Annotated in this window: 14 protein-coding genes; 9 read left to right on the top strand and 5 right to left on the bottom strand. The window is 74.0% G+C overall.

The genetic code is table 11. From position 1 onward, the window contains the following. Positions 1–384 precede the first annotated feature (384 nt). Genes pucD through ADK60_RS19615 form a run of 3 tightly spaced genes read right to left on the bottom strand, consistent with a single transcriptional unit; the run spans position 385 to position 4234 of the window. Positions 385–2853 carry a xanthine dehydrogenase subunit D gene (pucD, locus tag ADK60_RS19605; RefSeq protein WP_234371160.1) on the bottom strand — a complete coding sequence of 823 codons (2469 nt, stop codon included), beginning with the start codon at positions 2851–2853 and terminating at the stop codon, positions 385–387. Then, entirely contained in the window at positions 2850–3350 is a 501-nt protein-coding gene (locus tag ADK60_RS19610; RefSeq protein ID WP_045942049.1) for a (2Fe-2S)-binding protein, read from the bottom strand. Before ADK60_RS19610 ends, pucD begins: the two co-directional genes overlap by 4 nt. Next, on the bottom strand, positions 3347–4234 hold the full coding sequence (locus ADK60_RS19615) for an FAD binding domain-containing protein (protein WP_053647660.1): 888 nt from the start codon (positions 4232–4234) through the stop codon (positions 3347–3349). The genes ADK60_RS19610 and ADK60_RS19615 overlap by 4 nt, the downstream gene beginning before the upstream one ends. A 438-nt stretch (positions 4235–4672) precedes the next feature. On the opposite strand from ADK60_RS19615, the gene ADK60_RS19620 reads away from it, so the two are divergent. Further along, complete coding sequence (locus ADK60_RS19620; protein ID WP_053647662.1) at positions 4673–6265, top strand: PucR family transcriptional regulator; 1593 nt, start codon at positions 4673–4675, stop codon at positions 6263–6265. Positions 6266–6356: 91 nt separating this feature from the next. Here ADK60_RS19620 and ADK60_RS19625 read toward each other — a convergent pair whose 3' ends face one another. Beyond that, positions 6357–7523 (bottom strand): alpha/beta hydrolase, encoded by a 1167-nt coding sequence (locus ADK60_RS19625; protein WP_045942052.1) that lies wholly within the window; start codon positions 7521–7523, stop codon positions 6357–6359. A 328-nt stretch (positions 7524–7851) separates the two neighbouring features. Here ADK60_RS19625 and ADK60_RS19630 point away from each other — a divergent pair, with 328 nt between their 5' ends. The 7 genes from ADK60_RS19630 (at position 7852) to ADK60_RS19660 (ending at position 15603) form a co-directional block, all read left to right on the top strand. Next, complete coding sequence (locus ADK60_RS19630; RefSeq protein WP_053647664.1) at positions 7852–8865, top strand: sugar ABC transporter substrate-binding protein; 1014 nt, start codon at positions 7852–7854, stop codon at positions 8863–8865. Further along, a complete protein-coding gene (locus tag ADK60_RS19635; RefSeq protein WP_045942054.1) occupies positions 8862–9899 on the top strand; it encodes an ABC transporter permease in 1038 nt (345 codons plus the stop codon). The genes ADK60_RS19630 and ADK60_RS19635 overlap by 4 nt, the downstream gene beginning before the upstream one ends. Further along, positions 9896–10747, top strand: coding sequence for an ATP-binding cassette domain-containing protein (locus ADK60_RS19640; RefSeq protein ID WP_053647667.1), 852 nt, complete (start codon positions 9896–9898; stop codon positions 10745–10747). Before ADK60_RS19635 ends, ADK60_RS19640 begins: the two co-directional genes overlap by 4 nt. Then, positions 10744–11850 (top strand): ROK family glucokinase, encoded by a 1107-nt coding sequence (locus ADK60_RS19645; protein ID WP_045942055.1) that lies wholly within the window; start codon positions 10744–10746, stop codon positions 11848–11850. The genes ADK60_RS19640 and ADK60_RS19645 overlap by 4 nt, the downstream gene beginning before the upstream one ends. Positions 11851–12026: 176 nt before the next feature. Further along, positions 12027–13820, top strand: coding sequence for a gamma-glutamyltransferase (gene ggt / locus ADK60_RS19650; protein WP_045942056.1), 1794 nt, complete (start codon positions 12027–12029; stop codon positions 13818–13820). Between the two features lie 197 nt (positions 13821–14017). Beyond that, positions 14018–14821 carry an exodeoxyribonuclease III gene (locus ADK60_RS19655; protein ID WP_043465100.1) on the top strand — a complete coding sequence of 268 codons (804 nt, stop codon included), beginning with the start codon at positions 14018–14020 and terminating at the stop codon, positions 14819–14821. Between the two features lie 170 nt (positions 14822–14991). Further along, positions 14992–15603 carry a hypothetical protein gene (locus tag ADK60_RS19660; RefSeq protein ID WP_053647668.1) on the top strand — a complete coding sequence of 204 codons (612 nt, stop codon included), beginning with the start codon at positions 14992–14994 and terminating at the stop codon, positions 15601–15603. Between the two features lie 394 nt (positions 15604–15997). Here the strand turns inward: ADK60_RS19660 and ADK60_RS19665 are convergent, their stop codons facing one another. Continuing rightward, the gene (locus ADK60_RS19665; protein ID WP_053647671.1) at positions 15998–16762 is read right to left on the bottom strand and encodes a lysoplasmalogenase; all 765 of its coding nucleotides are present in this window, start codon (positions 16760–16762) and stop codon (positions 15998–16000) included. A 314-nt stretch (positions 16763–17076) separates the two neighbouring features. Here ADK60_RS19665 and ADK60_RS19670 point away from each other — a divergent pair. Then, positions 17077–18840 (top strand): DUF2398 family protein (locus ADK60_RS19670; RefSeq protein ID WP_053647673.1); only part of this gene is annotated, 1764 nt, incomplete at its 3' end.

Genomic DNA, 18840 nt, shown 5'->3' on the forward strand with positions numbered 1-18840 from the left:
AGGGGGTTGGGGTGGGCGAGCCGACCTGGCAGCCAGGCGACGAAGGCGTGGCACAGGGGGACGATTCGACTCACGGTTGCACGGGTGGTGCGGGCCGTCGCCGGGCCCCGGCGTGGGCGGGCGGCGGTCCTGGTGCGGTGGCAGTGCGGTGGCGGCGCGGTGGCGGCGCGGTGGTGGTGCCAGCGGTGCCAGCGGTGCCAGCGGTGCCGGGTAGTGCCGGGTAGTGCCGGGTGGTGCCGTGCAGATCGTGCAGGTCGTGCGGATGCCGCAGGTCGTGCGGGTCGTGCGGGTCGTACGGGCCGTGCTCGGCCCCGGGGCGGCGGGGAAGACCGGACGCCGCCCCGGGGAGTTGTGGGGGGTGGGGGAGCGGGCCGGGGACGGGCCCTACAGCTCCCCGGGCCGTTCGGTGGTCAGGTGCTCGGGCCGGACCGGGATCCGGCGCAGCGCCAGGCCGGTGGCGTTGCGGATGGCGGCCACGATGGACGGCGTCGCCGAGACGGTCGGCGCCTCGCCCACCCCGCGCAGCCCGTACGGGGCGTGCGGGTCGGGGAGTTCGAGGATCTCCACCGGGATCGGCGGGGTGTCCAGGATGGTGGGGATGAGGTAGTCGGTGAAGGAGGCGTTGCGCACCTTGCCGTCCCGCACGATGATCTCCTCCATCACCGCGAGCCCGAGCGCCTGGGTGCAGCCGCCCTGGATCTGGCCCACCACCGACAGCGGGTTGAGCGCCTTGCCGACGTCCTGGACGGCGGTCAGCTCGACCACCTTGACCAGGCCGAGTTCGACGTCCACGTCGACCACCGCGCGGTTGGCGCAGAAGGTGTACTGGACGTGGCCGAAGCCCTGCCCGGTCTCCTTGTCGAAGGGGACGGTCGGGCGGTGGTGGTGCTCGCGGGTGAGGTCGATGGCGTCCTCGCCGAGCAGGTCGACCATGGAGACCAGCGCGCCGGCCGACTCGGAGACGACCTTGCCGCCGGCCAGTGTGAGGTCCTGCTGGGTCCAGCCGTAGCGGCGCCGGCCCTTCTCGATCAGCTCGCGCTTGACCGCCTCGGCGGCCAGCTTGACCGCGCCGCCCGTCATGTAGGTCTGGCGCGAGGCGGAGGTCGAACCGGCCGAGCCCACCTCGGTGTTGGCGGGGTGGATGGTCACCTGCTCGACGCCCAGCTCGGTCCGCGCGATCTGGGCGTGCACGGTGACGCCGCCCTGGCCGACCTCGGCCATCGCGGTGTGCACCAGGGCGACCGGCTCGCCGCCGATCACCTCCAGTCGCACCCGGGCGGTGGAGTAGTCGTCGAAGCCCTCGGAGAAGCCGACGTTCTTGATGCCGACCGAGTAGCCGACGCCGCGCACGATGCCCTCACCGTGCGAGGTGTTGGACAGCGCGCCGGGCAGCAGCCGCACGTCCAGGTCGTCGGTGTCGAGCGGCGGCGGCAGCGGCATGTCCTTGACCCGGCGCAGCAGTTCGGCGACCGGCGCGGGTGCGTCGATCTCCTGGCCGGTGGGCATCAGGTCGCCCTGCTTCATGGCGTTGAGCCGGCGCAACTCGACCGGGTCCATGCCCAGTTCGGCGGCCAGCCGGTCCATCTGGGTCTCGTAGCCGAACGCCGCCTGCACCGCGCCGAAGCCGCGCATCGCCCCGCAGGACGGGTTGTTGCTGTAGAGCGCGACGGCGTGCATCCGCACGTTCGGGATCACATAGGGGCCGTGGCCCAGCGAGGCCGCGTTGCCGACCACGGCGGGCGAGGCGGAGGCGTAGGCGCCGCCGTCCAGCACGATCCGGGCATCGGCGTAGACCAGCTTGCCGTCCCGGGTGGCGCCGTGCTCGTAGTACATCTTCGCCGGGTGGCGGTGCACATGGCCGAAGAAGGACTCGTCCCGGGAGTAGACGATCTTGACCGGCTTGCCGGTGCGCTGGGCCAGCAGGCAGGCGTGGATCTGCATCGAGAGGTCCTCGCGGCCGCCGAACGCCCCGCCGACACCGGCCAGGGTGAGCCGGACCTTCTCCTCCGGCAGTCCGAGCACCGGCGCCATCTGCTGGCGGTCCACGTGCAGCCACTGGGTGGCGATGTAGAGGTCGATGCCGCCGTCCTCGGCGGGCACCGCGAGCCCGGACTCCGGGCCGAGGAAGGCCTGGTCCTGCATGCCGACCTCGTAGGTGCCGCTGACCACGACGTCCGCCAGGGCCCGCACCTCGTCGGTCACGCCGAGGCCGGAGACCAGGTGCTGCTCGTGGCAGATGTTGCCGTGGGCGTGCGACTTGTACTCGTGCGGCTCGTGGACGTAGCCGTACGTCTCCGGGTCGAGGCACTGCTCCTCGGTGACGATCGGGGTGAGCACCTCGTACTCGACCTTGATCTTCTTCACCGCGCGCCGGGCGGTCTCCGGGTGGTCGGCGGCGACCAGCGCGATCGACTCGCCGTGGTACCGGATCCTGTCGATCGCCAGGGCCGGCTGGTCGGCGATCTCCAGGCCGTAGTACTTGGCGCCGGGGATGTCCTCGTGGGTGAGCACCGCGTACACGCCGGGCACGGTGAGCGCCTCGGAGATGTCCACGGAGAGGATGTTCGCCCGGGGGTGCGGCGAGCGCAGCGCCATGCCCCAGAGCATGTCCTCGTGCCACATGTCGGAGGAGTACGCGAACTCGCCGCGCACCTTCAGCGTGCCGTCCGGGCGCAGCGGCGAGCCGCCGATGCCGTCCTTGCTGGACTGCCGGATGTCCTGGAGGTTCTTCTGGCCCTGGATGGTCCTGGCACTGTTCCGGGCACTCGTCCCGGCACTCGTCCCGGCACCGGTCCCGGCCCTGGTCCCGGCCCTGGTCCCGCTACTGCCGTGGGTGTTCGTCCGCGCGTTCATTCCGCCACCGCCCCGCCGGCAGGGGTGCCGGCGCACTTGCGGGCGGACGCCAGCCGCACCGCGTCCATGATCTTCTCGTAGCCGGTGCACCGGCACAGGTTGCCCGACAGGGCCTCGCGGATGTCCGCGTCCGACGGCTGGGCGTCCTGCGCCAGCAGCGCGTCGGTCTGCACCAGCAGGCCCGGCGTGCAGAAGCCGCACTGGACGGCGCCCGCGTCCACGAACGCCTGCTGGACCAGGCCCAGCTCGCCGTCCTCGCCGCCGAGCCCCTCGACGGTGCGCACCTCGCGGTCCTGCACCTGGCCGGCCGCGACCAGACAGGAACAGACCGGCACGTCGTCCAGGTAGACGGTGCAGGAACCGCACTCGCCCTGCTCGCAGGCGTTCTTCGAACCGGGCAGCCCGACGCGTTCGCGGAGCACGTAGAGCAGGCTCTCGCCCTCCCACACGTCGTCGGCCTCGACCGGCTTGCCGTTGGCGGTGAACGTGACCCTCATGCCGCGCTCCTGATCTGCTTGCGGTAGTCGTTCCAGGTCCAGGTGAGCGTGCGCCGCGCCATCACGGCGAGCGCGTGCCGCCGGTAGTCGGCGGTGCCCCGGACGTCGTCGATCGGGGAGGCGGCGGCCTTGACCAGCTCGCCGAACCGCTGGATCACCTCGGCGCCCAGCAGCTCCCCGCTCTCCCACAGGCCGCGCTCGGCGAGCACGCCCCGCAGGTACTCCTCGGCCTCGACGGCGCGGCGCGGGGTGGGGGCGGCCGAGCCGATGCCGGTGCCGACGGTGCCGTTCCGCGGGTGCAGCGCGAAGCCGAACGCGCAGACCGCGATCACCATCGCGTTGCGGGTGCCGATCTTGGAGAACTGCTGCGGGCCGTCCGCGACCGGGATCCGCACGGCGCGGATCAGCTCGTCCGGCTCCAGGCAGTTGCGCTTCACCCCGACGTAGAAGTCGTCGATCGGGATCAGCCGGGTGCCGCGGACCGAGGCCGCCTCGACCAGGACGTCCCGGCCGGCCGCCAGCAGCGCCGGGTGGGAGTCGCCGGCCGGCGAGGCCGCGCCCAGGTTGCCGCCGACGCCGCCCCGGTTGCGGATCTGTGGGGATCCCACGGTGTGGGCGGCCAGCGCGAGGCCGGGCAGCGGGCCGGACAGCTCGTCGATGATCCGGCTGTAGGGGACGGCTGCGCCGAGTCGGACCACCTCGCCGTCGTTCGACCACTCGGTGAGCTCGGTGACGCGGTTCAGGTCGAGAATCGCGGGTGGCCGGTGCACGTCGAAGTTCATCTCGACCATGACGTCCGTACCGCCCGAGATGGGCAGCGCGGTCGGGTGTTCGGCCTTCGCCGCGAGCGCCTCGTCCCAGGTGGCGGGCCGAAGGAACTCCATGCGGGTGTCTCCTCAAGTCGTAACCGTCCGGACGGGTGGGCACAGTGCCCGGCCCGGTCGCCCGGGCCCCGGTGTTCGGACCGGGACCTCCGCGTCGTCGCCTCCGCGTCGGATTCCGGTCACCGGGGTGTGTCCGGCGGCGTGTGGCCAGTGAACCGCTGTGACGGGGGCCACTGGCAGTCACCGATGGCATGAAGCCCCGGCTGTGGTCCCGCCCGGCATCCTGTACGTTCCTCTAAGAAGGACGATCTCGCAGCCCAGCCGTCGGCCGGGCCACACCTACGACCGTAATCCGGCCGTGATTCCCGAGCTACGGCCCCGTGGTCCGGGCACCCGTTGGGACGTAACGCCGAGCACGGATGTTCGGGCACACTGTCACCCCGGACCGAGCCCTCGGACCGCCCCCGCCCCCGCCACCTGCCCGTTAGGAGCCTCCGGATGCGTGTCCGTGACCTGCTCGCCCCCGGCGCCCCGCGCCTGCGTCTGCTCGCGGCCGAGGAGGAGCTGGACCGGCAGGTCAGCGGGGTGATGACGACCGACCTGCACGACCCGGGGCGCTATCTGCACGGCGGCGAGCTGGTCCTCACCGGCATGCTCTGGCGCACCGCCCCGGCCGACTCGGAGCGCTTCGTGCGCACCATCGTGGCCGGCGGCGCGGTCGCCCTGGCGGCCGGCGAGGCCGAGGTCGGCCCCGTCCCCGAGGACCTCGTCGAGGCCTGCCGCCGGCACCGGATGCCGCTGCTGGCCGTCCCCGACGACATCGCCTTCGGCACCGTCACCGAGTTCGTCGGCCGCCAGGTCTCCGCCGACCGGGCCGCCGACCTGGCGGCCCTGGTCGACCGGCACCGGCTGCTGGTCTCGGCGGCCGGCGGCGGCGGCCTGGACGCCGTCCTCGACCTGCTCGGCGGCGACCTCGACCTCGACTGCTGGGTGCTCACCCCGACCGGCGCGGTGATCGCCGGCCCCGTCGACCGGCTCCCGCCCGCCGACCGGGACCAGCTGATCCGCGCCCACCTCGCCGCCCAGCGCCAGCGCCGCCGCCCCCCGCACCGGGCCCGCCTCGCGGCCGGCGCCTACTCGCTGCTGCCCGCGCCGGCCGCGCCCGAGGCCGAGGCGCCGCTCGCCGACTGGGTGCTCGCGGTCGCGGGCGACGTCACCGAGTGGACCGCGAAGCGCCAGCAGCTCGCCGAGAACCTGGCCCGGCTGGTCGCCGCCGAACGCCAGCGCCGGGACGAGGGCCGGCGGCTGCGCCGCCGCCTCGCCGACGAGGTGCTCACCCTGCTCCAGCGCGACGCGGACCCGGCCGAGATCAGCCGCACCCTGTACGCGTCCTCGGCGATGGCCGCCCGCTACGAGAGCCGCGAGCCGAAGCCGCAGGCGGCGGAAGGCTCCTGGCTGGTGCTCAGCGCCGAGGGCACCGGCCTGCCCGAGGGCGCGGTGCGGGCGATCCTGGAGGAGGCGCTGGGCGGCACCAGCGACCGGGCGCTGGTCGCCGGGGCCGGGGCCGGCGCGGTGGTGGTGCTGCCCGCACTGGACAGCCCGGTGCCCGCCGACACCCTGCGCGAGCTGCTCGCCCCGCTGGAGGCCGGGCTCGGCTCGGAGGGCCGGATCACCCTCGGGGTCTCGGCCCCCGCCAAGGAGGCGGTCGGTCTGCGCGGCGCGCTGGAGGAGGCCCGGCACGCCCGCCGGATCGCCGCCGCCAGGGTCGGCCGGGTCTGCGTGGCCGGGCCGGAGGAGCTGGCCTCGCACGTACTGCTGCTCGCGGCCGTCCCGGACGAGGTGCGCCGGGCCTTCCGCAGCCGGCTGCTGGACACCGTGATCGCCTACGACATCGAGCACCAGGCGGACCTGGTCCGCACGCTGGAGGCGTTCCTCCGTTCGGACGGCTCGTGGACCAGGTGCGCCGCGCAGCTGCACGTCCACGTCAACACCCTGCGGTACCGGATCGGCCGCATCGAGGAATTGACCGGCCGTGACCTGTCCCGGCTGGAGGACCGGGTGGACTTCTACCTGGCCCTCGAACTCGCCTGAGGGCCCCTCGGCGCAGAGCGGTCCCTCCGCGCAGAGCGGAGGCCCCGGAGCACCGCGCTCCGGGGCCTCCGCTCTGCGCGGGGGTGCTCCGCTACTGGGCCGGGATGATGCCGGTCAGCCACTCGAAGACGCCCGGCACCATGTCCTTCCACACATCGCTGGTGTGCGGCCCGGTGGTCTCGACCACCTGGACGGTGGTCGGCGCCTTGGCGGCGGCGGCGACGGCCTGGCCGTCCTCGTAGCCGTCGCCCTTGTTGCCGGAGACGTACAGCGAGACCTTCGGCGGCTGGGGCGCGGCCTTCACGATGGTCACCGGGTTGTTGGCCTCGCGCAGCTTCGCGTCCTTGCCGACCAGCGAGTCCGGCTCCTTTGCCGGGTCGTTGTAGCCGGAGAGGCTGATGCCGGCCCGGTAGCGGTTGGGGTGGGCCAGCGAGAGCTTGGTGGCGCAGTGGGCGCCGGCCGAGTAGCCCGCGATCGCCCAGCGGTCGGCGGAGGGGTCGGCCCGGAAGTTGTCCAGGACCATCTGCGGCACGTCCCGGGTGAGCCAGGTGTCCGCGTTGACCTTGCCCGGCACGTCGGTGCAGCCGGCGTCGGTGCGGTTGCCCAGCAGCAGGGTGCGCGGCGAGACCAGGATGAACGGGGCCACCTTGCCCTGCTGCATCAGGGGCTTGAGCTGCTCGGAGACCTTCAGCGTGCCGTACCAGGTGGAGGAGGAGCCGGGGAAGCCGGGGATCAGCTCGACCACCGGGAACTTCTTGTCCTTGTACGCGGGGTCGTTGTACTGCGGCGGCAGCCAGACCAGCACCTCGCCGTCGACGCCGGACAGCTGGCCCTTGAGGTCGGTCTTCTGGACGTCGTTCGGCACCTTCGGGTCGTCGACGCCGCGGAAGGCCTGCTGGACCTTGTTGGCCGGCGGGTGCGCCGCGTCGCCCGCCGGGGCGGATGCGCCCGGGGCCGGGGAGGCGCCCTGACCGGCCCCCGGGGCCGGGTCGGCCGGCGGCACGACCGGCACCGCGCGCACGTGCTTTCCGGTCCCGAGCAGGTCGTCCCAGTTGCCGTAGATCAGGTTGGCGTTGTTGACCATCACGAAGACCATGACCACCGCGGTGGCCTGACAGAAGACGATCATGGCGAGCCTGGACAGGACGCGCACGGGCTCGGGTCCCTTGACCCGGGCCCAGGCCCACATCGCCACGGCGATGGAGATCGGCACGAGAACGACCGTGCAGACGAAGAACGGCGTACCTGTCAGTTGCATGAATGTTTCTCGTATCCGGGTTCGAAGCCGCCCGGGCCCCACTCGCCCGGAACGCCACCTCAATGGCATCAGACGGCGCCTAACGGGGATCGGTTGCCGTCCGAATCTGTGCGGAACCTGAGAGGAACATCACGTTTCCGTGAAGCTCCCTTTTCGGGTCCGCCCCAGTCTGCCACCCTGGCAGGCTCTGCCCGGACGTCGCGTCCAGCGGACTCCCAGGAATCCCCCCGCAGGGCACGATACCGTCCGGACGGATCGCCCCGCCGGGCGAGGCGGTGCGAACGCCCGTCCGCCGGGAAGCGAGACTATGGGGATGAGCACAACCCGCATGAGTCCCGTCCGCCGGCTCCGGCCCGTCGCCGCGGCACTGGCCGTCCTGGCCCTGACGGTCGCCGTCGCCGGCTGCAGCAGCACCGGAGGCAGACGCGCCGAGGAGGCCCGCGCCAAGGCCTCCGCCGCCGCCGGCGGCGCCGTCACCACCCCGCGCTGGAAGGTCGCCATGGTGACCCACGCCGGGGCCGGCGACGCCTTCTGGGACACCGTGCGCAAGGGCGCCGAGCAGGCCGCCGCCAAGGACAACATCACCTTCCTGTACTCCAACGACGCGCAGACCCAGAACCAGGTCCAGCTCGTCCAGGCCGCCATCGACCAGAAGGTCGACGGCCTGCTGGTCACCCTCGCCAAGGGCGAGGCGATGGCCGACGTGCTCGGCAAGGCCAAGGCCGCCGGCATCCCGGTCATCACGATCAACTCCGGTCAGGAGTTCTCCGCCCGGTTCGGCGCGCTGACCCACATCGGCCAGGACGAGAGCACCGCCGGCCAGGCGGCCGGGACCGAACTGGCTGCCCGCGGCCGCAAGAACGTCCTCTGCGTCATCCACGAGCAGGGCAACGTCGGCCAGGAGCAGCGCTGCGGCGGCGCCCGGGGCACCTCCGGCGGCGCCTTCCAGGTGCTGTACGTCGACGGCGTCAACATGCCCGACGCCCGCGCGGCGGTCTCCGCCAAGCTCCAGGCGGACCCGTCCATCGACACCGTGCTCACCCTCTCCGGCCCGATGGCCGCCACCGGACTCCAGGCGATCCAGGACACCCGCCGCCCGGTCGAGCTCGACACCTTCGACCTGGGCACGCAGGTGGTGTCCGGCCTCAAGGCGGGCACCGTCGGCTTCGCGGTCGACCAGCAGCCCTACCTCCAGGGCTACGAGGGCGTCGACCTGCTCTGGCTCTACCGCTCCAACCTGGACATGCTCGGCGGCGGCAAGCCGGTCGCCACCGGCCCGCAGATCCTCACCAAGGACGACGCGGACGCGCTCGCCGAGTACGTGGCGAGGGGGACCAGGTGAGTTCCCCGGACCTCCTCGTCCAGGGCCGCGAGCGCCCGGCCGCGCTGCGCCGCCTGGCCGGCCGGCCCGAACTCGGCGCGCTGATCGCCGCCGTCGCGGTCTTCCTGGTCTTCGCCGCCGTCGCCGAGCCCTTCCTGCGGGTCTCCTCGCTCGGCACCGTGCTGTACGCGGCCTCCACCATCGGGATCATGGCGGTACCCGTCTCGCTGCTGATGATCGGCGGCGAGTTCGACCTGTCCGCCGGCGTCCTGGTCACCACCGCCGCGCTGACCTCGTCGATGGTCTCCTACCAGCTCACCGCGGTGACCTGGGTGGGCGTGCTGGTCTCACTGGCCGTCACGCTGGCGGTCGGCCTGTTCAACGGGTGGATGCTCTCCCGCACCAAACTGCCGAGCTTCATCGTCACCCTCGGCACCTTCCTGATGCTGACCGGAGCCAACCTCGGCGTCACCAAGCTGGTCTCGGGCACCGTCTCCACCAAGCCGATCTCCGACATGGAGGGCTTCGCCTCCTGCCGCTGGCTGTTCGCCTCCGAGGTGACCGTCGGCGGGCTGACGATCAAGGCGACCGTCTGGTGGTGGCTCGGCCTGCTGCTGGCCGGCAGCTGGGTGCTGCTGCGCACCCGCTTCGGCAACTGGGTCTTCGCGGTCGGCGGCGACGCGGCCGCGGCCCGGGCGGTCGGCGTCCCGGTCGCCCGGACGAAGACCGTGCTCTACCTGTTCGTCGGCTTCGGCGCCTGGGTGCTCGGCCAGCACCTGCTGTTCTCCTTCGACACCGTGCAGTCCGGCGAGGGCGTCGGCAACGAACTCATCTACATCGTCGCGGCCGTCATCGGCGGCTGCCTGATCACCGGCGGCTACGGCTCGGTGGTCGGCTCCGCGCTGGGCGCGCTGATCTTCGGCATGGCCAGCAAGGGCATCATCTACGCCCAGTGGAACCCCGACTGGTTCAAGTTCTTCCTCGGTGCGATGCTGCTGCTCGCCGCCCTGCTGAACACCTGGGTCAAGCGCCGCGCCGAACGGGGGCCCCGATGACCGAGCTGCTCTCCCTCACCGGGATCGGGAAGACCTACGGCACCGTGCGCGCCCTGGAGGACGTCTCGCTGACCCTGCGGTCCGGCGAGATCAGCTGCGTGCTCGGCGACAACGGCGCCGGCAAGTCCACCCTGATCAAGATCATCGCAGGGCTGCACCGGCACGACGAGGGCACCTTCACGGTGGCCGGCGAGGAGGTCCGCCTCGACTCCCCGCGCCAGGCCCTGGACCGGGGCATCGCCACCGTCTACCAGGACCTCGCCGTCGTCCCCCTGATGCCCGTCTGGCGGAACTTCTTCCTCGGCTCCGAGCAGGGGCACAAGCGCTGGGGCGGCCTGCGGATCGACGCCGACGGCATGCGCGCCACCACCCGCCGGGCGCTCGCGGACATGGGCATCGACCTGCCCGACGTGGACCGCCCGATCGGCACCCTGTCCGGCGGCCAGCGCCAGTGCGTGGCCATCGCCCGCGCCGTGCACTTCGGCGCCAAGGTGCTCGTCCTGGACGAGCCGACCGCCGCGCTCGGCGTCAAGCAGTCCGGAGTGGTGCTCAAGTACGTCACCGCCGCCCGGGACGCCGGACTCGGCGTCGTCCTGATCACCCACAACCCGCACCACGCCTACCTGGTCGGCGACCACTTCACCCTGCTGAAGCGCGGCCGCATGGCGGGCAGCCACGCGCGGGCGGAGATCGGCCTGGAACAGCTCACCACCGAGATGGCGGGCGGCTCCGACCTGGCCGAGCTCTCGCACGAGCTGGCCCGGCCCGCGGCACCGCCCGCCCCCGCCGGCCCTGCGCCCGCCGACCCTGCCCCCGTCGACCCTGCCGAGGAGCGTGACCAGCCGTGACCAGCCCCCACGGCGGCAACCGTCCGCCGGTCCTGCCCACCCTGCTCGGCCTCGGGCCGCGCGCCGAGCGCCGCCGCCGGGCCCTGCCGGTCGGCCTGCTCCGGCTGCCGACCATCGGCGTCGACATCGGCGGCACCAAGGTGGTCGCCGGGGTGGTCGACGGCGAGGGCAAGGTGCTGGAGAAGCTGCGCACCGACACGCCCGACAAGTCCAAGAGCGCCAAGGTGGTCGAGGACGTCATCGTCGAACTGGTGCTGGAACTCGCCGACCGGCACGACGTCCACGCGGTCGGCATCGGCGCGGCCGGCTGGGTCGACGCCGAGCGCTCCACCGTGCTCTTCGCCCCGCACCTCAACTGGCGCGGCGAACCGCTCCGGGAGGCGCTCAGCTCCCGGCTGCGCTTCCCGGTGATCGTCGAGAACGACGCCAACGCCGCCGCCTGGGCCGAGTGGCGCTTCGGCGCCGGCCGGGGCGAGGAGCACATGGTGATGCTCACCCTGGGCACCGGCATCGGCGGCGCCGTCGTCCGCGACGGCTACGTGGACCGGGGCAAGTACGGGCTGGCCGGCGAGTTCGGGCACATGCAGGTGGTGCCCGGCGGCCACCGCTGCCCGTGCGGCAACCGGGGCTGCTGGGAGCAGTACTCCTCCGGCAACGCCCTGGTGCGGGACGCCCGCGAACTGGTCGCCGAGGAGTCCCCGGTGGTCCAGGCGCTGCTGGCCCGGGCCGGCGGCGCCGTCGAGGGCATCACCGGCCCGCTGGTCACCGAGGCCGCCCGGGCCGGCGACCCGACCGCGACCGAACTGCTCTACGACGTGGGCACCTGGCTCGGCGTCGGCATCGCCAACTTGGCGGCCGCCCTCGACCCGGGCCGCTTCGTCATCGGCGGCGGCGTCTCCGAGGCCGGCGACCTCCTCCTCGCCCCCGCCCGCGACACCTTCCGCCGCACCCTCACCGGCCGCGGCTTCCGCCCCGAGTCGACCATCGTCCACGCCGCCCTCGGCAACGAGGCCGGCCTGGTCGGCGCCGCCGACCTCGCCCGCCAGGTCGCCCGCCGCTTCCGCACCATCAAGCGCCGCCGCGTGGAACGCGCGGTCCCGTAGCCGGACACACCGGGGGGCCGGCGGCCGACGGATGGTGCCATCCGTCGGCCGCCGCTCGTTCCGGGCCCCGAGTCGTGTCAACTACCCGTTGGTAGGGCGGTGGCACTGTTGTCGGGGTCATGGCTCCTGTGAAACAACGGAGTTGACGTCAACTCAGGCACTCGGGAGGACTCCGGATGAGAGCGCTGGCACGAATCGCACCACCGTTGCTGCTCGCCACGGCCCTGGTCTGCACGGTCGCCGCCGGGCCGGCCGGGGCTGCGGCGCCGCCGGCGAAGGTGCCCGAAGCGGTCGGCCGGGGCGGTGCGGTCGCCAGTGTGGACGCCGACGCCACGGCGGCCGGGATCGAGGTGCTGCGCAAGGGCGGCAACGCCGTGGACGCGGCGGTCGCGGTGGCGGCGGCGCTCGGTGTCACCGAGCCGTACTCGGCCGGGATCGGCGGCGGCGGGTACTTCGTCTACTACGACCACGCCACCGGCCGGGTGCACACCATCGACGGCCGGGAGACCGCCTCCCGGACCGCCGACACCTCGCTGTTCCTGGAGGACGGCAAACCGCTGCCCTTCGCCGACGCCGTCACCAGCGGCCTGTCCGTCGGCGTGCCCGGCTCCCCGGCCACCTGGGAGACCGCCGTCGGACTCTGGGGCCGGCGCAGCTTCGCCGAGGCGCTCGAACCCGCCCGGCGGATCGCCGAGCGGGGCTTCACCGTCGACCAGACCTTCCAGGACCAGACCGCGCTCAACCAGGCCCGGTTCAAGGACTTCCCCGACACCGCCAAGCTCTTCCTGCCCGGCGGCGCGCTCCCGGCGGTCGGCTCCACCTTCCGCAACCCCGACCTCGCCGCCACCTACCGGCAGCTCGGCAAGGAGGGCACCGAGGCCCTGTACCGGGGCGGGATCGCCGCCGACATCGTCCGCACCGTCCAGCACCCGCCGGTCGATCCGGCCTCCGGCCGGGTCGCCCGCCCCGGCAAGGTCGACGCCACCGACCTCGCCGACTACCGGGTGCGCCGTCAGCAGCCCACCCATGTCGCCTACCGGGACTACGACCTCTACTCGATCGCCCCGTCCAGCTCCGGCGGCACCACCGTCGGCGAGGCGCTCGGCATCCTGGAGGACGGCGAGCTCGCCGACTACGACGCCACGCAGTACTACCACCACTTCCTGGAGGCCTCGCGGCTCTCCTTCGCGGACCGCAACCGCTGGGTGGGCGACCCGGCCTTCAACGACGTCCCGGTCAAGGAGCTGCTCTCCGCCCGGTACGCCGCCTCCCGGGCCTGCCTGATCAGCCCCGACCGCGCCCTGACCAGCCCGATCGCGCCCGGCGACCCGCGCCACCCCGCCGCCTGCGCGAGCGCGGGGCCGGCGCCCGCCGCCGAGCCCTACGAGGGGCTGAGCACCAGCCACCTCACCGTGGCCGACCGCTGGGGCAACGTCGTCTCCTACACGCTGACCCTGGAGCAGACCGGCGGCAGCGGCATCACCGTCCCCGGCCGGGGCTTCCTGCTCAACAACGAGCTGACCGACTTCAACTTCACCCCGCTGGTGCCGGGCGTGCCCGACCCCAACCTGCCCGGCCCGGGCAAGCGGCCGCGCTCCTCGCTCTCGCCGACCATCGTGCTGCGCGACGGCGAGCCCGTGCTGGCGGCCGGTTCGCCCGGCGGCGCGACGATCATCACCACCACCCTCCAGGTGCTGCTCGGCCGCCTCGACCGGGGGCTGAGCCTGGAACAGGCGATCGCCGCGCCGCGCGCCAGCCAGCGCAACACGGCCGCCACCCAGGCCGAGCCCGGCTTCCTGGCGCTGCCCGAACGGGCGCGGCTGGAGGCTCTCGGCCATGTGTTCGCCAGTACGCCGGAGATCGGGGCGGCGACCGGTGTCGAGCGGCTGCCGGACGGCCGCTGGGTCGCCGCGGCCGAACCGGTACGCCGCGGCGGCGGCTCGGCGGCGGTGGTCCGGCCCGAGCCGTAGCGCCGGGAGCGGTGCAGCCGGGCGGAGCGGTGTCGGCTGCCGTGCGGCCCGGCGTCGTGCGGCCGGGCGTCGTGCGGCCGGGCGTTGTGCGGCCGGACAGCTTTGTCGGTGCCGTTCGGTAGATTCGGGGTGGGCGTCGTCCGGGGGACCGGGGCGCCCACCCCGTCCGTACCGAACCACCGGGAAGGCCGCCCGCCGTGACCGTCCGCATCGCCACCTGGAACATCAACTCCGTCACCGCGCGGCTGCCCAAGCTCCTGGAATGGCTGGAGAGCGCCAAGCCGGACGTGCTCTGCCTCCAGGAGCTGAAGTGCGCCGCCGACGCCTTCCCGTACGAGCCCGTCCGCGAGCTCGGCTACGAGACGGCCGCGCACGGCAACGGCCGGTGGAACGGCGTGGCGATCCTCTCCCGGATCGGCCTCGACGACGTCGTCCGCGACCTGCCCGGGCAGCCCGGCTACCTCGCCGACGACGCCCTGCTGCCCGATGTCGAGCCGCGCGCGATCGCCGCCACCTGCGGCCCGGTCCGGGTCTGGTCGGTCTACGTGCCGAACGGGCGCGAGGTCGACCACGCCCACTACCGCTACAAGCTGGAGTGGCTGGAGGCACTGCGGGTGGCCTCGCTGGACGACGCCGCCGGTGAGCGCCCGTTCGCCGTCCTCGGCGACTTCAACATCGCACCGACCGACGAGGACGTCTTCGACCTCGCCGCCTTCGAGGGCCTGACCCATGTCACCCCCGCCGAGCGCGCCGCCCTCGCCGCCCTGGACGCGGCCGGCCTGCACGACGTGCTGCCCCGGCCGCTCAAGTACGACCGCCCCTACACCTACTGGGACTACCGCCAGCTGGCCTTCCCGAAGAACCGGGGCATGCGGATCGACCTCACCTACGCCAACAAGCCCTTCGTGGACGCCGTCACCGACAGCTATGTCGACCGCGAGGCGCGCAAGGGCAAGGGCACCTCGGACCACGCCCCGGTGGTCGTCGACCTGGACCTCTGAGGGCTTCTCGGGGCCGGTCACCCACGGTGGCCGGCTCTCCCCCGAACGGGCCAGAGCGGTGGCCGGGCGCGGAGGGTGTGCCTACCGTCGGTGAGTGACCGGGTGTAGTTGTTCGATCACGTGGACTTCGGAGTCCCCGGCTGCGCCCGAGAGAACCCGGAGGTTCCGGTATGCGCCCCACGCGTACGGCCGCCGCCGCCCTGATCGGCGCGACGGTGCTGACCGGCCTGACGGCCCCCCTCGCGCTGGCCAAGGACGGCGCGGCCTCGGTCAGCCCGTCCCAGGCCGCACCGGGCCAGACCGTGACGGTCACGGTCGCCTGCGAGAAGTCCGACAAGCCCAACGCCAAGACCATCACCGCCAACTCGCCGGCCTTCGAGGGCGGCCCGGCCACCCTCACGCTCGGCTCCGACGGCAAGCACACCGGCTCCGCCCGGCTGGCGGGCAAGAACGGCGGCGAGAACAAGATCGACGGTAGTTGCCCGGACGGCGGCGCCTTCACCACCAATGTCACGGTGACCACGGTCTCGGTGTCCACCGGCGGCTCCGCGCCCTCGGGTCTGGGCGGCTGGAGCGAGGCGGCCGGGGAGTGGGCGGGTTCGCTCGGCCAGTCCGGTGCCGGCAGTCAGCAGGTCGCCCCGCACGGTGCGGTGAAGACCGGTCTGGGCGGCTCGGTGGCTGCCGACCCTGTGGAACTCGCGGGCGGCGCGCTGCTGGTGGTGGGCGGGATCGGCGGCTTCTGGCTGCTGCGGCGGCGGTCGACCGGCGCCGGGTCCGTCTGACGGAACGTTTCTGTTGGTGCGGCCTGCGGGTGCGGCCTGTGGCGAGCGGGCCGTACCTGGGCAGGGTGGTGGGTGTTCGTGGACTTTGCAAAGTGCACTTTGCAAAGTCCACGCATGCTTTGTGGTGCTGGGGTGCCGTCGGACGCAGGGTCCGACGGCACCTTCGCGCGTTCGGTCGGCGCCGGGTTCGTCGGGCGGAACGTTTCCGTGGGTGCGGCCTGCCCGGTTGTCCGTTGACTTTGCAATGTGCACTTTGCAAAGTCGGCAGATACTTTGCAAAGCCGGGTGCCGTCGGACGGCGCGTCCGTCCGGTGTGCGGCGCGCCCGGGCGTTCGTCAGGGCGTTCGTCAGGGCGGGGTGGTCGCGAATTCGGTGGTTGCGGTTGCGGTCGCGGTCACGCCCAGGCGGGTGCCGCGCCCGGCCCGGCGGTCGTCGGCGCTTCGGCCGCCGTCGAACCGTCGGCCCCGGCCTCCCGCTCCTCGGTGGCCCGCAGCGCACCGCTCGCCAGCAGGTACTGCGCCAGGAGGTACGTGGCCATGATCCAGAAATCGTGCCCCGGCAGCTCCCGCCACTTCGCCAGCTTGGTGGCGATCAGCGTGTCCGAGAGCAGGAACAGCGCCCCGCCCAGCCCGCCTCGCGCCCCGAGCCCGGCCGAGGCGACCGCCGTCGAGGCGAGCAGCAGGCTGTAGCCGGCCACCGGCGCCCGCAGGTCCCCGAGGTCGGGCCAGAGCCGGCCCACCATCGTCACCCAGGCCGTCGCGTACGCCGCCGCGACCACCATCGTCCGCCGCCGGTCGGTCAGCGCGCCCTGGCCGACGAACATCGTCACGTAGCAGACGTGCGCCGCCGCGAACGATCCCATTCCGGCCAGGAACGCGGTGTCGTTGCCGAGCTGCAGCAGCACGTCCCCGCCCGCGCTCAGCAGCAGCGCCGGCGCGAGCAGCTTCGGCGCGCGCCGGCCCGCCTCGGTGGCCCGGGTGACGCTGTGCGCGGCGAGCAGCGGCATCAGCGCGGGCTTGGTGGCGTGGCGCAGCGCGGGCGTACCGGTCAGCAGCGCCCCCAGATGGGCCGCCGAGGTGGTGGCGTAGCCGGTGAGCAGGCCACCGGCGGAGCGCAGCCGGCCGCCGAGAACGGCGCGGGTGGTCGTACGGATGCTCATGCGGAGTGTCCTCCGGGCGGTGGGGAGCGGGCGGGGCGAGCGGTGGGGCGGGCAGGGGAGCGGGTACGCCCGTGCCGGTCACCATCCTGCTGGGCACCGCGGGCGACCGGCAGGGGGTGTGGAAGAGATTGTTACCGGTGCGTAGGTCCGGCCGCGCAACCGGGGTGACGTGTCGCCCGTCGGGCGTCCGTCCGGCGCCGGTCCGGACACTGGTGGTCCTCCCGTCGCGGCCCGGCCGCCGTTCGGCCGGATGTCGTCGGGACCCGGGCGGCTGCCAGCGAGGGCCGCGCCCACCGTCTAGTCTGGTCCCCGACATGGAGCAGCAGGAGTACGCGACCGGCGCCGCGCGGACGGCCGGTGGCACGTCGGACGGGCGCACGGGCGGGGCGGGGCGGGGCACCACCGCCGCCGTCGTCGCCGTACGCGGATCCGGAGCCGGATCCGTCCCCCGGGTCGCCCCCGGCACCGGAGCTGACGCCCCGCAGGAGGCCGCACCGGTCTGCGACTCCGGCTCCCCCTCCGCCTCCGGGCTCTCGCCCGACCCCGGGCTGCTGCGGCTCGCGCGCTGGTTCGCCGAGGCCGAGCCCGGTACCGCCGACGACCTCTGTGCCGCCTCCCTCGGCCTCTACCCGGCCCGCCACTTCGGCGCCCCCGCCGGTCCGGCGACCGGGCCCGCCACTGCCGGTCCGGTCACCGGCTCGGTCACCGGCTCGGCCGCCGACCCGTCCGCCGCCGCGCCGCTCACCACCGAGGTCAGCTGGTGGCACGGCCCCACCGCGCACACCCCCGCGCCGCTGCGCGCCCGCGAGCCGCGCCCGGCCGGCGGCCTGCGCCGCGCCCGCCGGGACGCCGCCGCGCTGCCCGTCGTCCTCTCAGGTGCCAAGCCGGGCAAGCCCGGCCGCCACCGCAAGCCCGAACGCTCCCGGGGCGCCGGTACCGTCCCGCAGGATCGTTCCGCCGCGACCACCGCCGCCGAACGCCGGATCGCCGCCCGGCTGCTCGTCGCCCACCCGCTGGTGACCGCCTCCGGGCCGCACGCCGACGGCTTCCCGCTGATCCGCCGTCACCGGGACTGGCTCGCCGAGCGCTTCGACACCCTGCTCGGCTACCGCCTGGTGGTCGGCCCCTGGCACGCCCGCCTGCACAAGGCCGGACTCGGCCCCGGCGCCACCCGGCGCCTCGAACACCCCGCCACCGGCGCCCCGTTCACCCCCGGCGGCTACGCGCAGCTCGCCCTCGCGCTGTCCCTGCTGGTCGACGCCCCCGAGCGGCTCCCGCTGGACGGCCTGCTCGCCGCGATGGACGCCGTCCGTCCCGGCCCCGGCCCGGCAGCGCGGCCGGCGGACCGGGCCGAGCTCGCGATGGCGCTCGCCGTGCTCGCCGACTGGCAGGTGCTCGGCGACCTCCCCGCCGCCGCCCTCGCCGACCCGGCCGCCGCCGGTCCCACCGTGCTGACGGTCGACCGGGAACTCGCCCGCGCCGTCCCGGTCGGCCCGCCCGCGCTCGCCGACGACGCCACCGACCTCATCCGCCGCGCCGCCGAGGCCGAGCCCGGCACCGCCGTCCGCCGCCGCCTCGCCGAGACCCCGGCCGTGCTCGCCGCCGACCTGCCCGAGGACCAGCGCGCCTGGCTGCGCGACCACGGCCGCACCGGCCCGGCCGCGCTCGCCGACTTCCTCGGCCTGGAAGCGGAGCAGCGGGCCGAGGGTGTCGCCCTGCTCGACCCGGCGGAGGAGCTCACCGACCTCGCCCTGCCCGGCGCCGACACGGCCGCTCAGGCGGCCCTGCTGCTGGTCGAGCGCCTGGTCGAGGAGGTGCGGCCGCTCCCGGGCGAGACCGGGGGCACCGATGTGCCGGTCCCCGACGCGCTGATAGACGGCGTGCTCGGCGACATCGCCGACGAGTACGGCCTGCCGGCCGGCTGGCGCCGTGACTACCTCGCCGACCGCACCGCGCTGCGCCGCGACGCGCTGGACCTGCTCCACCGGATGGGCCTGATCACCCCCGCCCCGCGCGGCACCCGCCCCCCGGGCTGGCTCCTCCGGGCCCCCGCCGCCCGCTACGCGCCGGCCCCCGAC

Source organism: Streptomyces sp. XY431 (genome assembly GCF_001279805.1).
Taxonomy (GTDB): domain Bacteria; phylum Actinomycetota; class Actinomycetes; order Streptomycetales; family Streptomycetaceae; genus Kitasatospora; species Kitasatospora purpeofusca.

What these genes read in the sequence shown, in the direction of transcription:
- pucD (WP_234371160.1), bottom strand. Translation starts at nt 2,853, where the DNA reads ATGAACGCGCGGACGAACACCCACGGCAGTAGCGGGACCAGGGCCGGG.
- ADK60_RS19610 (WP_045942049.1), bottom strand. Translation starts at nt 3,350, where the DNA reads ATGAGGGTCACGTTCACCGCCAACGGCAAGCCGGTCGAGGCCGACGAC.
- ADK60_RS19615 (WP_053647660.1), bottom strand. Translation starts at nt 4,234, where the DNA reads ATGGAGTTCCTTCGGCCCGCCACCTGGGACGAGGCGCTCGCGGCGAAG.
- ADK60_RS19620 (WP_053647662.1), top strand. Translation starts at nt 4,673, where the DNA reads ATGCGTGTCCGTGACCTGCTCGCCCCCGGCGCCCCGCGCCTGCGTCTG.
- ADK60_RS19625 (WP_045942052.1), bottom strand. Translation starts at nt 7,523, where the DNA reads ATGCAACTGACAGGTACGCCGTTCTTCGTCTGCACGGTCGTTCTCGTG.
- ADK60_RS19630 (WP_053647664.1), top strand. Translation starts at nt 7,852, where the DNA reads ATGAGTCCCGTCCGCCGGCTCCGGCCCGTCGCCGCGGCACTGGCCGTC.
- ADK60_RS19640 (WP_053647667.1), top strand. Translation starts at nt 9,896, where the DNA reads ATGACCGAGCTGCTCTCCCTCACCGGGATCGGGAAGACCTACGGCACC.
- ggt (WP_045942056.1), top strand. Translation starts at nt 12,027, where the DNA reads ATGAGAGCGCTGGCACGAATCGCACCACCGTTGCTGCTCGCCACGGCC.
- ADK60_RS19660 (WP_053647668.1), top strand. Translation starts at nt 14,992, where the DNA reads ATGCGCCCCACGCGTACGGCCGCCGCCGCCCTGATCGGCGCGACGGTG.
- ADK60_RS19665 (WP_053647671.1), bottom strand. Translation starts at nt 16,762, where the DNA reads ATGAGCATCCGTACGACCACCCGCGCCGTTCTCGGCGGCCGGCTGCGC.